Annotated in this window: 1 protein-coding gene; it reads left to right on the top strand. The window is 42.8% G+C overall.

From position 1 onward, the window contains the following. Nucleotides 1-152: 152 nt before the first annotated feature. The gene (locus MS2017_RS05330; protein WP_122951508.1) at nucleotides 153-25,055 is read left to right on the top strand and encodes a C80 family cysteine peptidase; all 24,903 of its coding nucleotides are present in this window, start codon (nucleotides 153-155) and stop codon (nucleotides 25,053-25,055) included. The last annotated feature ends 44 nt before the right edge of the window (nucleotides 25,056-25,099 follow it).

Consider the following 25,099-nt stretch of genomic DNA (forward strand, 5'->3'; position numbering starts at 1 on the left):
AAAGAGGAAAACAAGAGTAACTCTACACCAGGAACTATATTTATGACACACAACCCTTCTTACAAAAAAAATATAAGTTATTATAGAAACACAAGTTATTATCAAAAACCCACTTTTAACCCTCTATATTCACCCACAAACCCAAGGCTCTCATGGGCTCCGTAGTAAACATATTCAGATCCGTTGTCGACAGCATTGTATACTTTGTAACCGGTAGTTATGTTGGAGATGATGGCGATAACACACTAACTGCGCTTGGTTTTGCCGTATGGGGGGATGGTGTTTATATGCATGGGGGGAATGACACGGTCTATGCTGCCAGTTTAAAGCTTGATGTTTATGACACTTGGGGAGACTTGAGTATTTATGGTGCTGCTGGCCTTATGAATATCAATAAAAGCGATTGGGGCAATATGTCTGTGACGGGTCTTTCTGGAGCAATGACTTTGCGACATACGGGTCGATCGGGCAATATTAATTTTGATGGTGCAGCGGCAAGTAACGATGTGTATCGTCATGGCAATACAGGTAATATTTCATTTTTAGGTATTGGTATTTCAAATAGGGTGATCAACGATGTCAAGTATGGCAATATTGATTTCACAGGTGCTGGTATGTCGAATGTGGTGGAGCGACGAGGTGGAGAGCGTGGCACTATTCATTTCAAAGGTGCTGGTGCGTTAAACAAAGTGACCAACACTGCCAACCAAGGCAATATTTATTTCAGTGGCATAGGTGCTTACAACAAAGTAGAACGACGAGGCATTTCAGGCAACATTGTTTTCACAGGTGCAGGCTTTTACAACAAAGTGACCAATATCACGCACCAAGGCAACATTAACTTTAGAGGCATTGGTGGATACAACAAAGTAGAACGACGAGGCGGATACAAAGGCAATGTCTTCTTCAAAGGTGTGGGCATAGGTAATCATGTTATCAATACAGCCGAATATGGCAACACCGACTTTATTGGCGGTGGCGGTGCCAATGTTGTCAAACATTCTGCCAATGGCAACCTTTCGTTTAAAGGCATTGGCGTTATCAACAAAGTTGATCACACAGGGGATTATGGCAATATGACCTTTATAGGCGGTGGCGGTGGTAACTTTATTACCCGTTCTGGTATAAAAGGCAATGGAGATTTAACCATCTTAGGTGGTGGCAATATCGTTACTTGGTCAACAGATGGCAAATTAAAAGCAAAACTCGGCGGCTTCCGTTTAAACAAAATAGACAGATACGGTCGTGGCGATACAAATTTAATACTTATCTCTCTAGGCAATATCGTCAATGTAGATGTTAGCAAAGGTGATTTAAGTTTGACAGGTATTGGCATAGCCAATATTGTTACCTACAAAGGACACGGCACCTTAAGTGCTGAATTGTTCGGTGGTGCCAATATCATCACCAGAGAGGGCACTGGAGATTCCATACTCCATCTTTTGGCTGGTGCCAATGTCTTCACTGATTTTTCTACAGGCGACATTAGCGGCTCTTTACTCGGCGGTTTGAATGTGGTTACCAAAGACGGCAATGGCGACATTAACATATCTATGTATGGCGGTGGCAATGTCCTCACCCACATCGGCGATGGCGATATTCAAACCAGAATGCTTGGCGGCGCCAATGTTATTACCAAATCAGGTAATGGCGATATAATAGCCCTGTTGTTCGGTCTTGCCAATGTCGTTACCCACATCGGCAATGGCAATGTTTATTTACTTATGCTAGGCATAGGCAACATTGCCACCAAAGTCGGTGATGGCGATGTTATTGTCGGTATGTTTGGCACTGGCAATGTCCTCACCCATGTCGGCAACGGCATGACTGCTGCATTAATGATATCCACAGGTGCTAACTTTTTCACCAAAGTTGGCAACGGTGCTACATTGGCAGTTATGTTTTCATTAGGGGGTAATATTTTCACCCACATTGGCGATGGCCCAAGTGCTGTATTGATGATAGGGGGACAAGCCAATATCTTCACTAAAATTGGCAACGGCGCCTCAGTCGCAATCATGCTTGCAGGCACTGCCAATGTTTTCACCCACATTGGCAACGGCTTTAGTGCCGCTTTAATGATAGGCGGATGTACCAATGTCTTTACCAAAGTTGGCAATGGCACCACCTTAGCAACCATGATTGGAGGGGGTAATATTTTTACCCATATCGGCAATGGATTCTCAGTTGCATTTGCCGTTGGTGAAGCCAATATTGTTACCAAGATTGGCGCAGGCAATCTAATAACAGCCGCCATCGGCCAAGCCAATATTGTGACCCATATTAATTTAGCAGGCAGCAGCGATGGCAACACCGTTAGCCTAGTAATAGGCCAAGCAAACATCGTTACCCGAATCTCTTCATTGGCAGACTTCAGCGTTACCGTGTCCCCACTTGACGCTATCGTTTCAGACCCCGTTTTAGAAAGACATCGTCTGTTCCCAAGAGGAGACATCTTCTCTGCCCCACAAAAATTCTTAGAATCAGGCTTTGACGCACTCAAAGCCACTGGCGCTGCATTACTCGGTAGCAACAACGAAGGCAGTATGGTCACATTTGCTGTAGGCCGAGCCAATATCATTACCCATGTCGGTAATGGCGCTATGCTAGGTGTTGGCATTGGCGATGCTAATGTCATCAGCAAAGTCGGTCTCGGTCAAACCATACAAGCTGGCATCGGTCGACTTAATATACTCACCTCAGTTGGCGACAACGACAGTTTGCAAATTGGCATTGGCGAAGGCAATTTGATAACCAAAGTCGGCTCTGGCCACAGCGCAATGGTTGCCATCGGCAAAGCCAACATTACCACCAAAGTCGGCGACGGCTTCCATGTCGGGCTTTCCATCGGTAAATTCAATGTCAACACCCTTGTTGGCGATGGCATCGCCGTCAACGCTTTGATTGGCAAATACAACCTCAACACCCGCGTCGGACACGGTGTTAATGTCGCTGTTATGAAAGGCGATTACAACATCAATGTACGCTATGGCGATGGTATGAATGTCGCCTTAGCCGCAGGCAAAGGCAACATCACTGTCAAAATCGGCGACGGCGATTTCTACGGCGCTATGATTGAAATACGCACCAACAAACAAAGCGTTACCGCCAAAATGAAAGCCCTAATGCAAGGCATGCTGTCTAACTTAAAAGAAACCGCCAAAAGTGTCTTAGTCAGCCAAACCATCGGCACAGTCATCAACGGCGATGAAGCAGACACAACCAAACTCCGTGGCACCAGCCACTCCACCCCCAAAACAAAAACCGAATACACCCAAAATGTAAACTCTGCCAATAAAGACATTGACCAATCACAATACCAAGACACAGACGCCAACGAAGATTCAGATATAGACACCCAATCAAGCAAAGACAAGCAAACCGTCAACACTTTAAAATCCGATACACGAGTCAACGAAGAAGACGCCAATCATGACGCACAAACAGTAACAGCCTTTTTAAACAATAACAACAATAGTTTAATACCAACTCAAACTCAAACTCAAACTCAAAGCCAAAGACAAGGACAAGGTCAAAACCAAAGTCAAACACATTCCACCGGACTCGACGAACTAAACCAAAGTGGACAAAGCGATTACCACAACAGTTATACACAATTCGGCAACACCGACAAAATAACAAACGGTGCCAATCAAGACATCGAAAACAGCAAAGGTGGCATTGACAAAAGCAAAAGCAAAACACAACAAGAGCTCAACAATGTCAAACAACGCAACCAAAAGAATCAATTACACCAACAAAAGGAACAACAAGGCGCCAGTCAACGCTTGGGCGATGCCCATCTAAAAAATCAAGAAATCGGCAGCAAAGCCATCAAGCAAAAAGGACCTGCCTTAGTTGCCATGAAAGTCTATCCAACAAGCCAACACCCAGCCACCAAAAGTGTTTTTGAAATAGGCGACAAAGTCATGATTGCCTTAACCATGGACAGAGCCATGAAATACCAAGAAGGCAAAGCAAAATACGCTGCCGACTCCAAGGTCATCATCAACGGCTTGGTCTTCTCCCTTTGTGCCAACAAAGGGTTTGCCGACCCCTCTACCAATCCAGATGAAATCACAGTAAAAAACACACAATTAATCTTTGAACACACCGTTCAAATCAACGATGCCTTTACCCAAGGCAAAAGTTTTGCCATTCAATCCTTCTCCGATCTCATTATCAGTGGCATCTCTGACAACGACGGCTATCCGCCTACTTTTACCAACATCATTTACCCCATCTCACTCAACAACACCATTGCCACTAAATTTGACCAACGCAACTTAAGCGTATCTGGCAATACATTCCAAGGTTATACCATTAGCAAAGAATCAAGCGATGCCTCTTGGAATACCGATGCCTTTTCTCAAGAAAGTTTTGTCGGCGATGGCTATGCCATTTTTACCCTAAACGCCACCTCTGCCAGAAAAGGCTTGATGCTCGGCCTGTCCACCGACAACCCAGACGGCAGTTACAAAACCATTGAACACGCCGTTTTTATTCACAACAACAAAATAAAAGATGTCCGCAACAACAACACCAAATACACCGATTTAAATTATCGCTACCAAGCAGGTGACCAAATTAAGATTGAACGCCACGGCACCACCATTCGCTATTACCACCTCGACCACAACGGCAACACCCTCCGCATACTCGCCACCCAAACCGGCATATCCGCCACCTCAGCACTACACATTGACACCTCCATTAAAGACAAAAACCTTACTCTTACCCATGTAAAGCTAGTCAAGGGACTAAGCAACATAAGCCCATACACCATAGATGTACACGCACCAAAACCCATTGCCGATGCTTGGCACATAAAAGGCGAAACTAGCCACACAGACAACACAAGTAACACAGACAATACAGGCAACACAAACAACACAAACAACATCCTAACCATTGGCGACAAAATCAAAGTAACCCTCACCTTAAATGAAGCCGTTACCTTAGCCAAAGTTGGCAGCAACAAAATTATGATTGCTGGCAAAGCCTTCTTATTAACCGGTGAAAACAACACCAGCACCAACACCCTAGAATTTGTCTATACCATTCAAGCAAACGACACAATAGGCACCAAAGACTTTAATATCGATAACCAATACGACATCACCCTAACTGATGTTAAAGACACAGACGGCAACAACATCGACTTCAGCAGTATTACCAGCCCCATACAATTCTCCAAAACATCACTTGACACCAATTTTGATATCGGCGGTGGCAACAGAATAACCCGCACCAACGACACTTATGAAAAAACCTCTGGCGCTGGCTGGAATGCCGATGTTACCTCTGCCAAAGGCTTTGTTAACGACGGCTATGTCATCGCCAAAATTGGCGCCCTTGGCAAAAGCATGATGCTTGGACTCTCCAGTGACGACACCGACAATTCTTATGGCAGCATAGATTATGCTTTGTATGCAGATGGCGGTATCGGCAGTAAGTTTGTCATCTATGAAAATGGCGATCGTAAAAAAGACACCGGTGTTGCTTATGCCATTGGCGACTATATGAAAGTCGTTCGTTCAGGCACCAGCATAAAGTATTACCACATCAAAGCCGCCGACGGCCCCCTTGCCAAAGGCACTTTACTTTACACCTCCAAAAAAACCTCAAATGCCAACACCCAATTGTTCTTAGACAGCGCCTTTCTCAGCGTAGGTGCCAAATTGTCAGCAATGCAAATATTCAGCAACAATCATCTGCCATTCTCAGTAGATGTCTACGCACCCAAACCCATCAGCACCAACGCATGGCAAATAGACACCACAACCGCCGATAACAACGGCGTCTTCACCCTCGGCGATAAAATCAAATTAACCCTCACCATAGACGAAGCCGTAACCTTAGCCAAGGTTGGCAGCAACAAAATTATGATTGCTGGCAAAGCCTTCTTATTAACCGGTGAAAATGGCACCGTTACCAACACACTGGTATTCACTTACACCGTTCAAATCAACGACAAAATTGACGCCCAGTACTTTAACATCAGCAACAAAAACGACATTATTCTCAACAATGTCACAGACAGCGACGGCAACAACATTAATTTTGACAACATCACCTACACCACCCCCGTCAAACTGTCTAACACCTCACTTGACAACAACCTAACCATCAGCAGTGATAAACGCATCACCTTAACCAACGGCGTTTATGAAAAAACCACCAATGCCGGCTGGAACAGCGATGTAACCTCCACCAAAGGCTTTGTTAACGACGGCTATGTCATCGCCAAAATTGGCGCCCTTGGCAAAAGCATGATGCTTGGACTCTCCAGTGACGACACCGACAATTCTTACGGCAGCATAGATTATGCTTTGTATGCAGATGGCGGTATCGGTAGTAAGTTTGTCATCTATGAGAATGGCGATCGTAAAAAAGACACCGGTGTTGCTTATGCCATTGGCGACTATATGAAAGTCGTTCGCTCAGGCACCACCATAAGGTATTACCACATCAAAGCCGCTGACGGTCTCCTTGCCAAAGGCACTTTACTTTACACTTCCAGCAAAACCTCAAATGCCAACACCCAATTGTTCTTAGACAGTGCCTTTCACAGCATAGGTGCTAAGTTATCAGAGATGCAAATATTAAGTGGCAACAAACCCACTCTTTCCGTCGATGTTTACGCACCAAAACCCACTACCAACGCTTGGCACATAGACTGCGAACCCGCCAACAGCAAAGGCATCTTTACCATTGGCGATACCATCAAAGCAACACTCACTTTAGACAAACGCGTTACCCTTGCCAATGTCGGTCGCAATAAAATCGTGGTTGCTGGCAAAGAATTCCTTTTAACAGGTACCAACGGCACCGTTACCAATACCTTAGATTTTACCTACACCATTCAAGCCAACGACAAACTGATTGCCACCAGTATGCGTTACGATGTTCTTTTAACAGGCGTGGTAGATGACAAAGGCAATTCAGTGGATATGAGCAATGCCACCAGCCCTGTTGGACTGAGCAACAAATTGATTGACACCGACCTTGTTATTAACACCAAACCTCTTATTGCCAGTTTTCATTCATTTGTTTTGCCTAACTTGAGCACCATAACACACACAGATGGCGTGTATGAAAAAATCCTTGCAAGCAATTGGAACACCAATGTCACTTCCGCCAAAGGCTTTACCAATGATGGCTATGCCATCGCCAAGATTGGCTCCCTTGGCAAACACATGAGAGTAGGGCTCTCAAGTGTCAATACCAACAACAGCACCCATAATATGGATTATGCTTTGTATGTGTCCGACAATACCTTTTTAATCTATGAAAAAGGTCATTACAAAAAAGACACACAAGTGAGTTATGCCGTTGGCGACTATATAAAAATCGCCAGATCAGGCAGCACCATCAAGTACTACCACATTAAGGCAGCTGACGGCGCACTTGCCAAAGGCACCTTACTCTACACTTCAAACAACACCTCAAATGCCAACACCCAATTGTTTTTAGACAGTTCTCTTTATGGTGCAGGTGCCAAATTATCAAACATGCAAATATTTAGTGGCAGTCATGTGGCATTTTCAGTGGATGTTTACGCCCCCAAACCCACCAAGGACGCTTGGCACATCAGTGGTACTGTTAACGACCAAGGTGCTTTTGCCCTTGGCAATGAAATTAAAATAACCCTAAACATCGATGAAGCCGTTACCTTAGCCAAAGTTGGCAGTAACAAAATCATTATTGCTGGCAAAGAATTCCTCTTAACCGGCACCAATGGCACCGTTACCAAAACCTTAGAGTTTGCTTACACCGTTCAACTTAACGACAAAATCAACAGCGCCTTTTTAATTGACAACAAAGACGACATTGTCTTAACCGACATCAAAGACACAGACGGCAACAGCATCGACTTTGGCAACCTCTCTAACGGCATAGACATCACCCCCAACAGCCAAAACCTTGCCCTTAACAACAAAGGACTGGCAACAATCACCACCAACATCACCCGCTGGTATGCCAACAACACCAACAGCAACATTCAACGCATGACCGATGGCAACACCCGTGCAAACGGTGCACTAGATTATGCCACACATCCAAAAAATGCCGATGGCAAACACATCTTATTTGATTTTAAAGGGGTTAATTACAACAACGGCAGTTTTAAGTTGTATAACCGCAAAATCCTAACCAGTAGAATCAACGGCTCAGTCGTTGAGTTCCTCAAAGACGGCGTCGTGGTTTCCATCCGCACCATCAACGATGCTGGCAATGTTATTGAAATCACCCCCAGCAGTGACATTGTCTTTGATCAAGTCAAACTCACCTTTAGTGGCGATTTACAAAACTTCCGTGAAGTTGAAATCTTTGGCAAAAACGCCAGCCTATCAATAGACGCTGGCGCCCCAGAGCCCCTAAAACATAACGCTTGGCGTATCAATAGAGACATTGCCGATAGCGGTGGCGCCTTTACCGTTGGCAATGAAATCAAAGTAACCTTACGCTTAGACGAAGCCGTTACCCTCGCCAAAGTTGACAGCAACAAAATCACCATCGCCAACAAAGACTTCTTTTTAACAGGCACCAACGGCGATACCACCAAGACCCTAACATTCACTTACACCGTACAAGCCAATGACAACATCAACGCCGAAGATTTTAACATCAACAGTAAAAAAGACATTGTCCTAAATGACATCAAAGACACCGACGGTAACAACATCAACTTCAGCAGTATTACCGGCGCCGTCTCACTCGCCAATGCATCCCTTAACACCGACTTTGTCATTGGCGGTAATAATAGAATAACCCACATCAACGGCGTTTACAAAAAAACCGCCAACGCCAACTGGAATGCCGATGTCGCCTCCACCAAAGGTTTTGTTAACGACGGCTATGTCATCGCCAAAATTGGCGCATCCAACAAAAAAGTAATGCTCGGCCTATCAAGCAACAACAGCAACAATTCTTACGACAGCCTAGATTACGCCCTATACGCCGACCCCGGCACCAACAAGACACTTATCGTCTATGAATCCAGCGAACGCATATACTGCACAGGCGTAACCTACGCCAAAGGCGACTACATGAAAGTCGTTCGCTCAGGCACCAGCATAAAGTATTACCACATCAAAGCCGCCGACGGCCCCCTTGCCAAAGGCACTTTACTTTACACCTCCAAAAAAACCTCAAATGCCAACACCCAATTGTTCTTAGACAGCGCCTTCCACGATGTCGGCGCCACATTGTCAGAAATGCAAATATTTAGCGGCAACTATTCAGCACTTTCCATCGATGTACACGCCCCCAAACCCATCACAAACGCCTGGCACACCAACAGCATACCCAACAACAGCGACAACGACAACAACACCAAAAAAAGCAAAAACATAAGCAAAGGCGTCTTCACCCTCGGCGACCAAATCAAAGTAACCCTAACTCTAGATAAACGCATCACCCTCGCCAATGTCGGCAAGAACAAAGTCATCATTGCCGGCAAAGAATTCCTCTTAACAGGCGTCAACGGCAAAATCACCAACATCCTGGAGTTCGCTTACACCGTTCAAGTCAACGACAAAATTGATACCGCCTTTCACATTAACAACAAAAACAACGACATTGTCCTAATCGACATCAAAGACACAGACGGCAACAACATCAACCTTAGCAAGGTTCCCAACAGCATAGACATCATCCCCAACATACAAAACCTAAGCCTCAGCAAACAAGGATTGGCAACCATCAGCACCAATGTTAGCAGTTGGTACACCGATGACGCCGCCACCAACATTCAACGCATGACCGATGGCAACACCAGTGCAAGCGGTGCCCTAGATTATGCCACACACCCCATGTATGCCGACGGCAAACACATTTTGTTTGATTTTGGCGCAGCCAACTACAGCAACGGCAGTTTTAAACTCTACAACCGTGAAAGTTTCACCAACAGAATCAACGGCTCAGTCGTTGAATTCCTCAAAGACGGCGTCGTGGTACTCAGCCGCACCATCAGCAATGCCGGCAACATTGTCACCATCACCCCCGCAACCTATGTTATCTTCGACCAAGTCAAACTCACCTTTAGCGGCGATGCACAAAACTTCCGTGAAATTGAAATCTTTGGCAAAAACTCAAACCTATCCATCGATTCCGGCGCCCCAGAACCCCTAAAAAACAACGCTTGGCACATCAACAGAGATGTTGCCGACAGCAACGGCGAATTCAATGTTGGCGACGAAATCAAAGTAACCCTAACCCTAGACGAAGCCGTTACCCTCGCCAAAGTCGGCAGCAACAAAATTATTATCGCCAACAAAGCCTTCTTCCTCACAGGCACCAACGGCACAATCACCAACACATTAGAGTTCACCCACACCGTTACAATCAACGACCAAATCAACGCCAAAGATTTTGACATCGACAACAAAAACGACATCATTCTCATCGATGTCAAAGACACACACGGCAACAACATCAACTTCAGCAACATCACCCGCTCCATAGAACTCGCCAACATCCCCCTTGACACCAACTTTAACATTAACAACAGCAACACCAGCACCAACGACAACACCAATAACAATAACAATAGCAACAACATAATCCACACCGGCAACCTCTACGAAAAAACCGCCAACACCGGCTGGAACACCAACATCACCTCCGCCAAAGGCTTTACAGACAATGGCAGCGTTATCGTCAAAATAGGCAGCAACAACAAAGCCCTAATGGTTGGATTGTCTACCAACAACAACAGCGACAGCAACAACAATAATAACGACAACAACAACCCAACAACAAGTTTTGCCATCCACATCAACAACACCGGCAACATCAACGCCGTCTACGAAAACAACCAATGCGTCAAAGAATTCCCCACCGACCAATACCTCTACTCAGCAGGCGATTATCTAAAAATAGAACGAGACAACACAACCATAAACTACTACCTCATCAAAGCCAACGACCAAGCAACCAAAGGCACCTTACTCTACACCTCAAGCCAAATCTTAAGCGCCAACACCAAACTGTTCTCAAACAGCGCCTTACACGACATCGGCGCCCAAATATCCAACATCCAAATGTTTGACGACAACAAATCCTCACTCTCAATAAAAGCCAAAATGTCCACCTCAACAACCAACCCTCTAGGCGACAACGACACCTTCGACCAAACCTCTGGCAATTACCAACTTAACAACAACTCTAGAACAGGCACCTCCACCAATAACAACAACCCCAACAATCCCAATAACCCCAACAACCCCCAAAACACCCAAGAAGAACAAAACACCCAAACAGCACAAAAATGGTTCAAACCCACAATCAATCACCACTTCTTCCAAAACTTACCCTCCTCCCAAAACTTACCCTCCTCCCAAGCACCTCAAATCTTTATCATCACCGGCCTATCCAACGCAAATGTTGACCTAGCAATGCAACTCAAAACAAAACACGACATTGTCATCTACTACAACACCACCACCAACCAAATAGAATACCTCTACGGCCAAGAAAACGACATCGAAGTAACCCGCATAGAATACCACATCATCGCCAACGGCAAATCCATCAACACCCTAGTTGAAGACACCCTCAACAACACCTACACCGTCAACACCGACGACGACCCCGACGACGACATCGACACCCAAGCCATCGTCGCCCAACTACAACAAGCCATCACCACCAACAGAGCCAACACCAGACTCCACGCAAACTGGCTCACCAGACACAGTTTCGCAAAAAGAGGCCTACCCTTCACCCCAACCCCAACAACCCCCAGCACCCAACCCAATACCCAACCCAACCCCCAATCCACCCAAAAAACATCCAAATACCAAAGCAACATCATCGTCCAAAACAGCAACGACCCCACCGTCATCGAAGCAGCCAACGCCTTATTCAACAAACACCCCACCACCAGCATCCTCGTCAAATTCGACCAAAACGGCAACCTCATCACCCTCAAAGGCGCCCCCTACACCCCCACAGGCGACACCCGCATTAACTTTGTCGACCACGGCACCAACCTAAGCCAAGAAGGCGCACAATCACTCGCAAACAAAGCCCAAACACTCCACCAAACCTACAGCAACAGCAACACCAACATCAAACGCATCGCCCTAGTAGGATGCAGCACCGACGGCGCCAACCAAGACCTCACCCGCAACTTCGCCAAGACCATTTATAACAACACCCCCGCACTAAAAAGTGCCGAAATAACCGGCAGACATGGAGATATACAAATCAACTCAGACGGTACCAAGACCATGGTTGTGGGGGGTGAAAAGATGATTTATCAGTGGAATGCTGATTTGGATATCGTTACCCAGCAAACTGAAGAGTCTAAGCGGGTGGCTGAGGTGTTGGATGGGTTGAAACTGGGTGGTGGAGATTCTGAAGATTCGTCTAACACTATTAATATAGATAACATTCCGGATACATTAACCAATAGAGAGGTAAACACAGAAAGTTTCATTGGTTCGGGTACATATAAAACTGCCCACGATTTGAAAAATCAACCTGATTTATTGGTGTTATTGTTAAAACAACGGAGTCAAGCCACCAACATTGAATCGGAAATAAAGTTATTAGAGCGATTAGATTCTCTTGGCATGAAAACACCTAAACGCTATAAGCGAATTACATTTGTCAATATATCTAATACCAAAGGTTCTAGTTCAGTTGTGCAAAATGGCTTGGTTGTGCAAAAAATTAAAGGCGCACAAGATGTAAGGTTGTCGCATAAAGCTAAAATAAAATTAGCAAGTCAATTTTATCCAGAAAGGTTTAACAATAGTAACAACCAAACCTTAAAAGATATCAAACATTTGCAAAAAATATTTATAGAGAACCCCAGTTTATATGTGTTAGACTTTCAAGGACTTATTGCTGAAGATGGTCAATTATACATTATGGATCCACTTGATGTTAGTACCCATATAAGCAGTAAGCGTCATACGGATCAGTTAAACGCTTTACAAGCATTTGAACAAGGTATTTTACAGTACAACAAACGCTTTACCGACAAAAAACTCAATCATCTTGCCTATATTGACAAACAACTTTGGGAATCACCCGATGATACACTAAAGCAACAAATGTTAAGTGATGCAGAGGAAAATGGGAATAAAGTTATTGTTACTTATGATGTTACCACAGGTCGAAAAGAAGTTGTTCACCAGCCAAGTGACAGTCAAGGTTTGACTTTTGATACTGTTGAAGTCATTACCCAAGACACCAAAAATCAAAGTGCTGACTTGAAAGAAGATTGCCTTAAATTTGCCAAGGAACAAGGCTGGAGGGAAGGTAAAAAACCTATTTTTCGCGTAAACACCCCTGAGGGATACGAAGCCTTAAACCTTAAAAGCAACGGCAAAAATAAATACAACATTATTTTGTCAATTGGCGAAGATGAAATTACCAAGAATGCCGTTGAATCATTATATAAAAAACACCCTGAAAATAGTATTGTTGTCACGCTTAACGAACAAGGTGAATTGGTTTTTCCAGACGGTCAAGAATTTATACCTGATTCGAGTGTGCGGATCAATATTGTAGGGCATCCAGAAGAATTGGAAAAAGTTGGTGCTGAAAAATTAGCAAATTACACCGATGAAATGGTGCAACACTACAAGATAGATTCAGTGGATAGTCACGCCTACTTAAATCGTGCCGCCCTAGTGGGTTGTAACAACGCAGACCTTAGCAGGCGTTATGCTGAACACCTTTATACACGAGAACACTTGAAAGACGCTAGCGTTACAGGCAGATCAGGCGATATGCAAATTAATGCAGATGGCTCTAAAACGATGAGTGATTTAGATCGAAAAATCATTCATAGTTGGGATTATGAAAATAACAAAACTGTTTGGACGACAGAAAACTCTGCGCATATTGGCGAAATTTTAGCAAGTTTAAAATTGGGATTAGGCGATACACCTCCTGCAGATATACCTGATTCATTGGATTATAACGACATAAGCAAGCAGGTTAGTAAGGGCTCTATGAAAACTGCTTATACTTTAAAAGACCACCCTGATCTGTTGTTCTTACAATTACAAGATGAGGCAGAATGGAAAGTTAACACCCTAAGAAATGAAGTTATTTGGATTAATAAAATGCAAGAACTTGGCATTAGAACACCGATATATTATAAAGTCGTCACCATGATTGATCAGAACCATCAAAAGCACCATGGGATTCTTGTTGAGCGCATTGAGAATATGGGCGTTGTAGCAATAGGTGCACCCGATTTAATGGAAAAAAGATATATAACAAAAAGAACCTTAAATGATATTCAAAATTTATTAGACAAGTTTGAGCAAAATCCGAATTTGTATATTCCCGATTTTCAAATGCTAATGGGTAAAGATGGGCGACTTTACACCTTTGACCCAGCGGCTTTTACCTTGCCAATGCATCGGCCTGATAGCACTTTTAATCAATATACAAGAAGTGAGAATATAAAAGGGCTTAAAAGATTACATGAAAAAGCAACGCTTTCTCTGAAAAAATTCAATGAAAACAATAAAATGCATGCTATTTTTGTTGACGAAACATTACTAAAAGAACATCCAGGGCTTGAAGAAAAATTAATAAATAAAGCAAAAAAACAACAAGATCTTGCTATTGTCAGTTACAACTTAGGGGATAAATCCGCTAAACCCATTATGTTGTATCAACCAAAAAATGCTCGTCCAATTGATAGAATTGAAGTAGTATCTGATAAGACCGATCACTTTCTCGATCAAGCAAATATGTCTCTTTTGGTAAAAGATATGCCCAATATATCTAATGATATGATTTTTCGTTGCAAATCCACAGAAAGTTTCAGCAACTACCGAACCAACATTATCGTCCAACACGGCAATAGCGACACCGCAATTAAAGCTGCCCAAGACCTTGCTAACAAACACCCTGACAACAGCATCATTGTTCATTTTGATGCTGATAACAAATTAGTCACCGCAGATAATGAGCTTTATACCCCTAATGGCAATGTGCGACTTAGTTTTGTTGATCATGGGGAAAACTTTGTGACAGACGAAAGTAGCATGGATGAATTGGTTGATAAGGTCAAGCAAATTAATGACACTTACGGCAATGAAAATACTTATTTTGAACGCATTGCCTTAGTAGGTTGCGATGCTACTAGCGTTGATCCGATCCTAACCAAGAATTTTGCTAAAGCTGTTTATGGCGATATTTCAACACTAAGAAATGCGCAAATAACTGGTAGAGGAGGAGAGATCAATGAAGATGGTACCAAGACTATAGCAGATGGCAATAAGAAAGTTTATAGTTGGGATGAAACAGTCCAAGGCAACATTAAAGAAAGAACAGAGACGGTTAAAAGCTATAGTGATTATTTAAAGAACCCACTGAATGATTCGGCAGCTGAAACCACTCACCCGATCGAAGCCACTCCTTATCAAGATGCACTTCTGGAAAACTGGAAAAATTGGAGCGATATAAGTAAGGAGCAACTTGATAAAATAGCAACAGAATCTCAAACAGCCAAATCCAAATTATTCTATTATGACCACCAAATCATTATCCAATCTGAAAATGATGATAATGTAAAAAACACTGCTCTTGATATGTTTGCCAAGTACCCAGGGCAAACTACCATCGTGCAAATGCAAAAAGATGGCACTTATCAAACAACTCAAGGCACCGAACTCCGTGATATTACAGGCAAGATAAAGGTGTCCGTTGTTGGTTTCGGCAGAAAAGGAGAAAACGGCAATCACAAACTGGGGGGCAGAAGTCCTGATGAATTAAAGGCAAATATTGTCAGGCTTAACCAAGGTTTAAACCCAAGAACTACAACCATAGAGCATGTTGACCTAGTAGGTTGTAATACATCCTCAGACAATCCAACTGACAACAATGATAGCAATTACGGCACCAAAGTATTACAAAAACTTTGGCAAATAGGCGTTACCACTGTCGGCACCGAAAGCACTCATACCGCTGTTGATGTAGGCGCTTCAAACACAGAAGAAGGGAGCTGGAGACGCAAAGATGGTATAGCCAAAACCGTTTATAGTGTTAATGCCAAAGGCAATATTGTTAGCAAAGTTTATAGTGATGAAGGCGTCTCACACAACACCCAAACCCCGAATGAGACAAGATACAAAAGTAACATTATTGTGCAAAATAGCAGTGATAAAGATGTGGTTGGAGCCGCCAATGCTTTATTTGAAAAACATCCTGATAACAGCATCATCGTTAAGTTTGGACAAAATAATCGTCTTGTTACGCTCAAAGGTGAGGCTTACATCCCAACAGGCGATACCCGTATCAATCTTGTTGGTCACGGAAAGAACTTAACCCAAGAGGGCGCACAAGCTTTAGCGGATAAAGTAAAAATACTCCATCAATCCTATGGCGATAATACTAACATTAAACGCATTGCCTTAGTGGGTTGCAATACTGATAGTATTAACAATGCACTAGCTTGGGATTTTGCTAGAGCTGTTTATAGCAACACACCCATGTTAGAGAATGCCGAAATAACAGGAAGGCGTGGCGACTTTCAAGTCGATACAGATGGCACTAAAACCATGGCTAGAAATGGCAAGAAAATAATTCTCCAGTGGAATCATTATTTAGGAAGAGTTGTTGGGGAAACTGAGAATGCTAGGCGTGTAGCCAAAGTGTTAGATGGTTTTAAGCTGGGAGGTCCTGACGCTGAAGAATTATCTGAAAATAATAAATATATAGAAGGCCTCCCTAAAACGCTAACCGATCAAGAGGTGGATGTCAAAAACCCCATAGGCTCAGGCACCTTTAAGTTCGCCTATTCCTTGAAAGGCAATCCTAATTTGGCATTTATCGCATTACGCCCAGAGTTTAAAATCAGTGAACTCACAGGTGAAATAGAATTCTTAAAGGCATTAGATGATCTTGGCATAAAAACACCTAAGATCTACAAACAATTCTCTTTTGTTGACGACAAAACCTTACAACATGGTTTTATTGTAGAAAGAGTCAAAGGGGCAGCGCATTTATTGTTAGTCGGGAAGCATGCAATGCGCAGCACCTTTGTTAGCGATAGAGCGCTTAGGATGTGCAACCAGAGAAGCTTAAAAGATATTAGACATTTGTTAAAAGTGTTTATGAATAACCCTAGACTTACAGTAACTGATTTTCAAGGGATGATTGGCGATGATGGGCAAATGTATATCATGGATCCAGCAGATGTTAATGGATATGATAAAAATAACCCCCTTCCCTTAGACAGAAACGAGCGTGCAAGCAACTTACATAATTTACAGAGAACTGAGGCGAATTTTCTTTCATACCACAAAAATTTTTCTAATAAATTTCAAGAACATATTGTTTATATTGACAAAGAAGTGTGGGAAGCTAATACGGCACTAAAAGAAAAAATGCTGAAAGATTCTCAAGAATCTCAAAATCAAATAATTGTCACCTATGATGCTTTAACTGGCGAAAAAACGGTTGTTCATAGTTTAAAGCCAGAGTATCTTGAGGATTTTAATGCTGCCACTATTGAAGTAATTACCAAAGACGGCAATATACTAAGTGAAGATGCAAGTAAAAGTTACACTACATTTGCTAAAGAACAAGGCTGGGGTGTAACTGACAACGCAAAGTTTCGTTCAAATACATTTGAGGACCATGAGTTTTTAAATCTAAGAAGCAATAACAAACACAAATATAACATTATTTTACAACTCGGTAATGACGAAGCAACCAAAACAGATGCTCAGAATTTATTTGCAAAACACCCTAAAGAAAGTGTTATTGTTACGCGGAATGCAGAAGGTGCACTGGTTTTTCCAAAAGATGTAGCCTTTACTCCCGACAATAGTATGCGTTTGAATATCGTAGGCTGTCAAGATGATTTTAAACAAGTTGGCGCCAAAAAATTAGCTGACTATACCAACGAAATAACAAAACACTACGATGTAAACTCATTAGACAATGATGCTTACTTAAGTCGTGCTGCACTGATTGGGAGCGATAGCAAGGATCTTAGCAAAGAATATGCCGAACGACTTTATGAAATTTCGTATTTAAGAGGGGTTGAGGTTACCGGTAGAGAAGGCAACATACAGATCAATAAAGATGGCAGCAAAACTATGGAGCGTAATGGAAAAAAGATAATCCATAACTGGGACTTTCTAACTGAAAAACTTATTTGGGAGGCGAAAAAAGCTAAGAATACCGGTGAAGTAAGAAAACCTCTCTCTGCTGGAGCGCAACACCTAGCCGAAACTACCCCCCACCAAGACACCCTTGTGCAAAACTGGAATACCCTAAGCCAAGAACAAATTGACAAACTAGCCGCAGAATCCCAAAAAACCAAACTCAGTTTAGCCAATCATAACCACCAAGTCTTAATCCAAACCGAATCCGCTGACAATGTTCAAGACAGCACCTTTGAACTCGCCTTTAAACACCCCACACAAACCACCATCGTACATATGCAAAAAGATGGCACTTACCGAATAGTCCATGGCCCCGACCTTGAGAATATTACAGGCAAAGTCAAAATGGTAGTCGTGGGTTACGGCAGAGAAAAAAATGGCGTCCAAACACTAGGTGGTAGAAATGAAAGTGAATTAAGCGACAACATACTCACCCTTAAACGAGACCTAAACCCAGCCAATACCACAATAGGGCGCACTAGCCTTGTAGGCTGTAACTTAGAAAGCAACAATCCCACCAATAATCCTGACAGCCAATACGGCAAACAAGTCATCCAAAGACTCCATCAAGGTGGTATTAATGGTGATTTAAGCGTTAGAAGTAGTTATGTTGGTATTCAACCAGACGGCACAAAAGTTACCTCAAATACAGGGGTGGACAATTGGAAACACAAAGACAGCGAAGCCAAAACCGTTTATGGTTATGACAAAAATGGCAAAGCAGAAAGTAAAGTGTATGACGGCAACGGCGTGCTGGTCAAATACAACGGACAACATTTAGACGGCACAAGATACAAAAGCAATGTCATCGTTCAAAATAGCGACAACACTACCGTCATTGAAGCCGCTAATGCCTTGTTTAACAAACACCCCAACACCAGTGTTATCGTTAAATTTGACCAAAACGGCAATCTTGTTACTCTAAAAGGCGAGGCCTACACCCCAACAGGTGATATTCGTGTCAATTTTGTTGATCACGGTGCCAACTTGAGCCGAGAGGGTGCACAATCATTAGCAAACAAAGCCAAAATACTACAACAAACTTACGGCAATAGCAACACCAAAATCAAACGCATGGCTTTGGTTGGATGCGACACCGATGGTGTTAATCAAGCCTTAACTCGAAACTTTGCCAACGCTGCTTACAACAACACAGCTATTCTACAACAGACAGAAATTACCGGCAGAACAGGACAAGTGCAAATAAATACTGATGGCACCAAGACCATGACAACAGACGGTACCAAAACGATTTATAGTTGGGATAATGACAAAGGGGAGATTACCCAAAAAACGGAGACGGTTAAACGCTATAGCGACATTTTAGAAAATCCGTTGGGCAAGTTTGATGAGCAAATAAAATCAATGGAAAGGCAACTCCTTGATATAAAACTAGTAAGCGAAAGTGACAAGGAAATTTTGACCGACATTCATAATGCCTTTATTGAAATAAAACTTAATTATGAAAAGACGCCTGAGGACTTGAGCCACATTGTTAGTTATATAGAGAAACATGAGCCGAGATTAAAAGCCTATTTGGATGGAGCTGAAGACACTCAGATTAAAAAGCATTTGGAAACATTTCACGCTTCTTTAAATGGTTTGGCTACCAACATGCAATTTGAAATAGAAAGGCAACTGGACGAAGATTTTAAAGAGATTCTTAAAAAGAAATCCGAGCATCAAACTTCAGAATTGATTGCTTTCCATAAAAAATTACTGAGCAAAAAAAATCAATATTCTCAATTAGAGCAACTAACAGATCAATCTTTAAAAACAATAGCAAGATCGGTAAATGCCACTCTTAATAAAGTTGAAGACATAGCAAATAAAACAAGCACTTTGGGGGATGACGAAAAAATCACAGCATTGGCAGAAGCCAATGAATATATAGACAATTTGCATGAAAATTTAGAATATTTTAAAGAGGCAGATCAGGCTAGAATAAAAGAATTTAAAACCAAAACTTTACCGATCTTGGTGTTAAGCACATGGGGCGAGGAAAAAGTCGTGGGTACATACCATGTGCCATTCGCTAATGATGATGATTTTAGAGTTGTTGTGCAATTGACAGATGACATTATAATTGCCCAAAGTACGGCATTTCTAGCAGGAAAACACTTTGGCAATTCCACACTTATTCAACTTGATAAATATGGTAATTATCGTCTTCTATATGGACCCAAATTAGAAAGCATACCAGACAACAAGAGAGTTAAACTTGTGCTTGTCGGTCATGGTGACGATGTTGAAAAGGAGACGGGAGAAAGAACAGCTAAAGATATGGCAAAACATGTTTTTGCTTTAAGGTCAATTATTCCCAATACTGTAGACATTCCAGTAGTTGCTATAAAGGGATGTTATGCAGGCGATAATTATGGAAAAGATGTCTTAATTGAACTTAATAAAGGAGATTTCAGACCCGTAGTTACTTCTAGACTAGGTGATGTAGAGACGGATGATTCTGGCAGACAGGTAGTTTCGGGAATCTATCACTCTGAGGACAATAAAACCGCTTGGAAATACAATGAAGGCAATGAAATAGTCGCTGCCCCTTATCCAGATGACAAGCATCATATAGTGCTTACTATTGATGAACATGGTGCACCAAAAGTAATTAAGACGCACAAAAATAAAAATTGGAAAGATTTCAAAGGTGAACTCAGAGTGAGTATTGAGGCTGGAAAAAGAATGAGCACATTGGATGCATTATTAGATTTCCAAAAACAACTAAAAGCTCAAGATGCCACAATGAGGCAAATAGACATAAATATGGGAAGCCAGGATTGGGTTGGTAGGCCATCCACTGCAATGCATGACTATGGAACATATGCAAGATCAATGGGTGATTCCATTGAGTCAAATATTACATTGCATGTTGATTCTGGACGCCATAAAGGCACGACTGTTTTTAGTTACAAAGATACCCCTGATCATGAAGTATTGGTACATGCTCCACAATATTCCATCAAATTTTCAGATGTAAACAAGAGTCATATGGTTGATTTTACTTACGATAACGATATTCAACATCCTTTACTTTCAATGCCAACCAAAATTGATCCATATGTTCTACTAAATATGCAGATTCATGACGAAGATTACACAAAAGAAGAAGCGTTGTTACAAATAAAAAAAGCAGAAGGGGCGATTGGATATTCTTCTATTGACAATGTTAGAATTACGACATACCCAGAATATCAAATACCTGAGCAACAAGGTAAAGATCTAATTAACTACCTCGTTCAAGAGCTTGGCGTTAAAGTTAGTATGTGTTATTATGATGGGGTCAACAAAGTATTATTATCAAAAAACCCCGGAGACCCCGAAATAAAGGTACATGGGCACCTAGCCGAAACCACCCCCCACCAAGACACCCCCCTCCACAACTGGGCCGACTTAAGCCAAGAACAAATCAACAAACTAACCACAGAAGCCCAAAAACCCCAACCCAGCCTAGCCAACCACGACCACCAAGTCCTCATTCAAACCGAAGCCGATGGCAATGTTAGAGACAGCACCTTTAGACTTGCCTCTAAACACCCCGCACAAACCACCATTGTGCAAATGCAAAAAGACGGCACCCATCAAGTGGTTTACGGCCTTGATCTTGAGGATATTACCGGCAAGGTCAAAATGGTGGCTGTGGGTTATGGCAGAGAGAAGGACGGCGCACAAACCATGGGCGGCAGAACTGCCGATGAATTAAGTGCAAATATTACCGAACTCAATCGAGCCTTGGCAGGCAATGCAGACATACAACGCATTAGCATCGTTGGCTGTAATATGGAATCAGACAATCCTACTGACAATAACGACAGTCAATACGGCAGAAGAATGGTCGAAAAACTCAGTCAATCAAACATCAAAGCTCCTGTTGCTGTTAGAAGCAGTTATGTTGCTGTTGATGAAAACGGCAGAAAACTAACTTCAAACACAGGCGCAGGCAATTGGATGCACAAAGACAGTGCTGCCAAAACCGTTTACAGTCTTGGCGCAACTGGCGCTGTGGTTAGCAGAGTGTATAACGACGAAGGCACTTTGATTAAATACAATGGTAGACGCTTAAACGAAGACTTGGATAATGACAAAAGCACACAAGGTGCGGAAAATCAAGAAACAAGCGACAAGCACGCTCAAGGACAAGGACAAGGGCAAGGGCAATCAGAATCGGAAACAGAAACAACCAAACAAAAACTAGACGATATCGACAAACGCCAAACTGATTTTGCCAATTCCGTTAATCAAAACAAACTCAGAAGATTACCCAATGGCAACGCCCCTGCCAATAACGACAATGAAAACACCAAAACAGGCGGTATGTCCGCCCCCGCTCTCAATGTGCAAATCGATATCGGCGGTGGCGACCACGCCTCTCTCTTCGGTGGCTCTACCAATGTAGATGTCAAAGTCGGCAACGGCGCACACCACACACTGATGTACGGCAGCAACAATGTTTTAGTCAGCATCGGCGATATAGGCGACAGCAGTCGTTTTGTTGAAATAGGGGGCTATCGTGCATTAGAAGGTGTGCAAATCTTAATAGGCACTAAAAATGTCGTGGTCAACCACGGCGTTAGAAACGACCTAATCATTGCCACCGACCCTTCTTTCCCCATGATTCCATTTGTCAATCCTTTTGACGGCTCTGCCAATATCTTAGGCTCTTTACAAGGTATGGCAGACATAAGCAACTCTGGACAAAACGCCTTATGGAGTTGGAAGAAAACCAAGAAGTTTGCCACCAGCATGAGTTCCTTAGACAGAACCAGCGACACCAACTATGAGAAAATCTTAATCAGTGGCGGTCAAAACGCAGTCTCTGACCGAGGGTTAAAATACGACATAGAAATGGCACTCAACAAACAAGCCAATAACTTTATGCAGCGTGAAAGCAAACGCCAACAAGCAAAGCAAAACTTCAAAGAACACATCAGCAACTTTAGTTTAAACCTCACAATCGGCGGACAAGGCTCCGACATCCTCATTGGCAACGGCAATTTTAGTTTTATGTTCGGCGATACCTTCTCCTCTGTTTTAGACACCACCGTCGCCTCCTTATTCGGCATTATGCAACAAGGCTACACCTTAGACGGCCAACCCAAAACCACCTTTACTTACACCCCCAGCAATGTCAAAACCAAACTGATTAACGGCATTCTCAACGGAATGGCATCCCAAGCAAAAGACATCACCTTCGGCGACATACTGGGTTACAAATACACCAACTTCGGTCACATCTACAAAGCCGTAGCCAACACCCCCGATTTATCCCTATCAAATTTATTAAAAGAACTCCTAGGCACCGTATCTGACACCTTTAGCAACTCCATTGCCGCCTTATCTGAACCAGAACGCATTGTTAAGGCATTAGTCGCTGGAGGAGAATCGTTCAAAGACATGGGTGAAAACACTTTAGATGCATTAGGCATTAAAGACAAAGATAAGGACGACGATGACAATAACGACGACGATAATAACAATGATAACAATGAAAACAACAAAGATGAAAACAACAACACAAACACAGGAGACAACGACAGCGAATCCAAAAAGAACAAAAGCAACAAAGCCTTCGGCTTCAGCGGTCTCAAACTCCCCTCATTGTTTAATATGTTCACACCCAATCTAATCAAAACCCTAAGCAGTTTACCAGAACTGGCAGAAACCCTATCCAGCAGCATCTCCACAGACTCTGCCAACATAAAAGACAAAGCACTTGAGCTTTTCTCCGACATTGGCTTTATGTCCAATGACGGCGATTTGTTCTTCAACATAGGTGCCCAAAACTTCGCATGGGGTGGCGACGGCAAAGACCTATTTGCACTCATGGGCACCAACAACAATGTCTGGGGTGGCAAAGGCGATGATGTCGCCTATGTCATTGGCGAAGGCAACACCATCAGCGGCAACCAAGGCGATGACAGCGCCGTGTATGTCGGACAAAACCACATGTTCATTGGTGGTGAAGGCGATGACATTGGCGTTGCCTCAGGTCGCTACAACACTTTGTTTGGCGGTACCGGCAGAGACCAACTTTGGGCATTTGGAGAGGGCGCCTATATCACCGGCAACGAAGGCGATGACTATCTAGTGTCCACTGGCAATTATGGCAAAATTCACGGTCACACTGGCGATGACATCGGCATTTTAATCGGTGCTCACAATGTCATGGACTTAGGCAAAGGTAATGACCACGGCAAAGTATTTGGCAACAAAAACATCGTTTATCTACGCGATGGCAACGACGAACTAGAAGTCGCCAGCCATCAGTCTTCTATTATGGCAAACGCCGGCGATGATTCTTTATATATGCACAAAAACTCAAGCGACAACAAGATTGACGCAGGATCAGGTGATGACTTATTGTATTTAGGCGGCACAGAAAACAAAGTTACTGGTGGCACAGGCGCCGATATATTCATCGTTGGCAACGACAACATCTTTAGCACAATCATCACCGATAAAGACGATTACATTGCTTTTGATTTAGACAGTTATCAAGACACCATGTATTACAAAAGCAACAACAACCTTTTGATTAAACACCGATCGTTAATAAAACCCAATAAAGCCGACAGCGATTACCAAAGCGACAACACCGGCGTTGACATCGCCAAACAATACCGCAACCAAGAAGGCAGCGTGTTAATTGAAGACTATTTTGCCAATAGCAACAGCAATGAAAGTGCAAAAATCTGCATCAGCATTGACACCAACAACGACCGCTATCACTATTTAGACAAGGCACAAATCAGTAAGTTAGTTGAATACATGTCATCCTTTGATTCCTTTGCTGATACCGAAGGTGTGGCTAACTATAAAAGAGAGGTTAATCAATTGTGGTCTGGTGCGAAGGTTGGCTATAATATGCCTGAAGTTATGAAGAGTTTGGCTTGATAAAACAAAAGAAAAAAAAGAAAAAAGAAAAAAAGGGAAAAGGA

This window comes from Bathymodiolus thermophilus thioautotrophic gill symbiont, from assembly GCF_003711265.1.
Classification (GTDB): Bacteria; Pseudomonadota; Gammaproteobacteria; order PS1; family Pseudothioglobaceae; genus Thiodubiliella.

Bases quoted from the DNA above. Each gene is read 5' to 3' on its own strand.
- MS2017_RS05330 (WP_122951508.1), top strand. From the start codon at position 153: ATGGGCTCCGTAGTAAACATATTCAGATCCGTTGTCGACAGCATTGTA.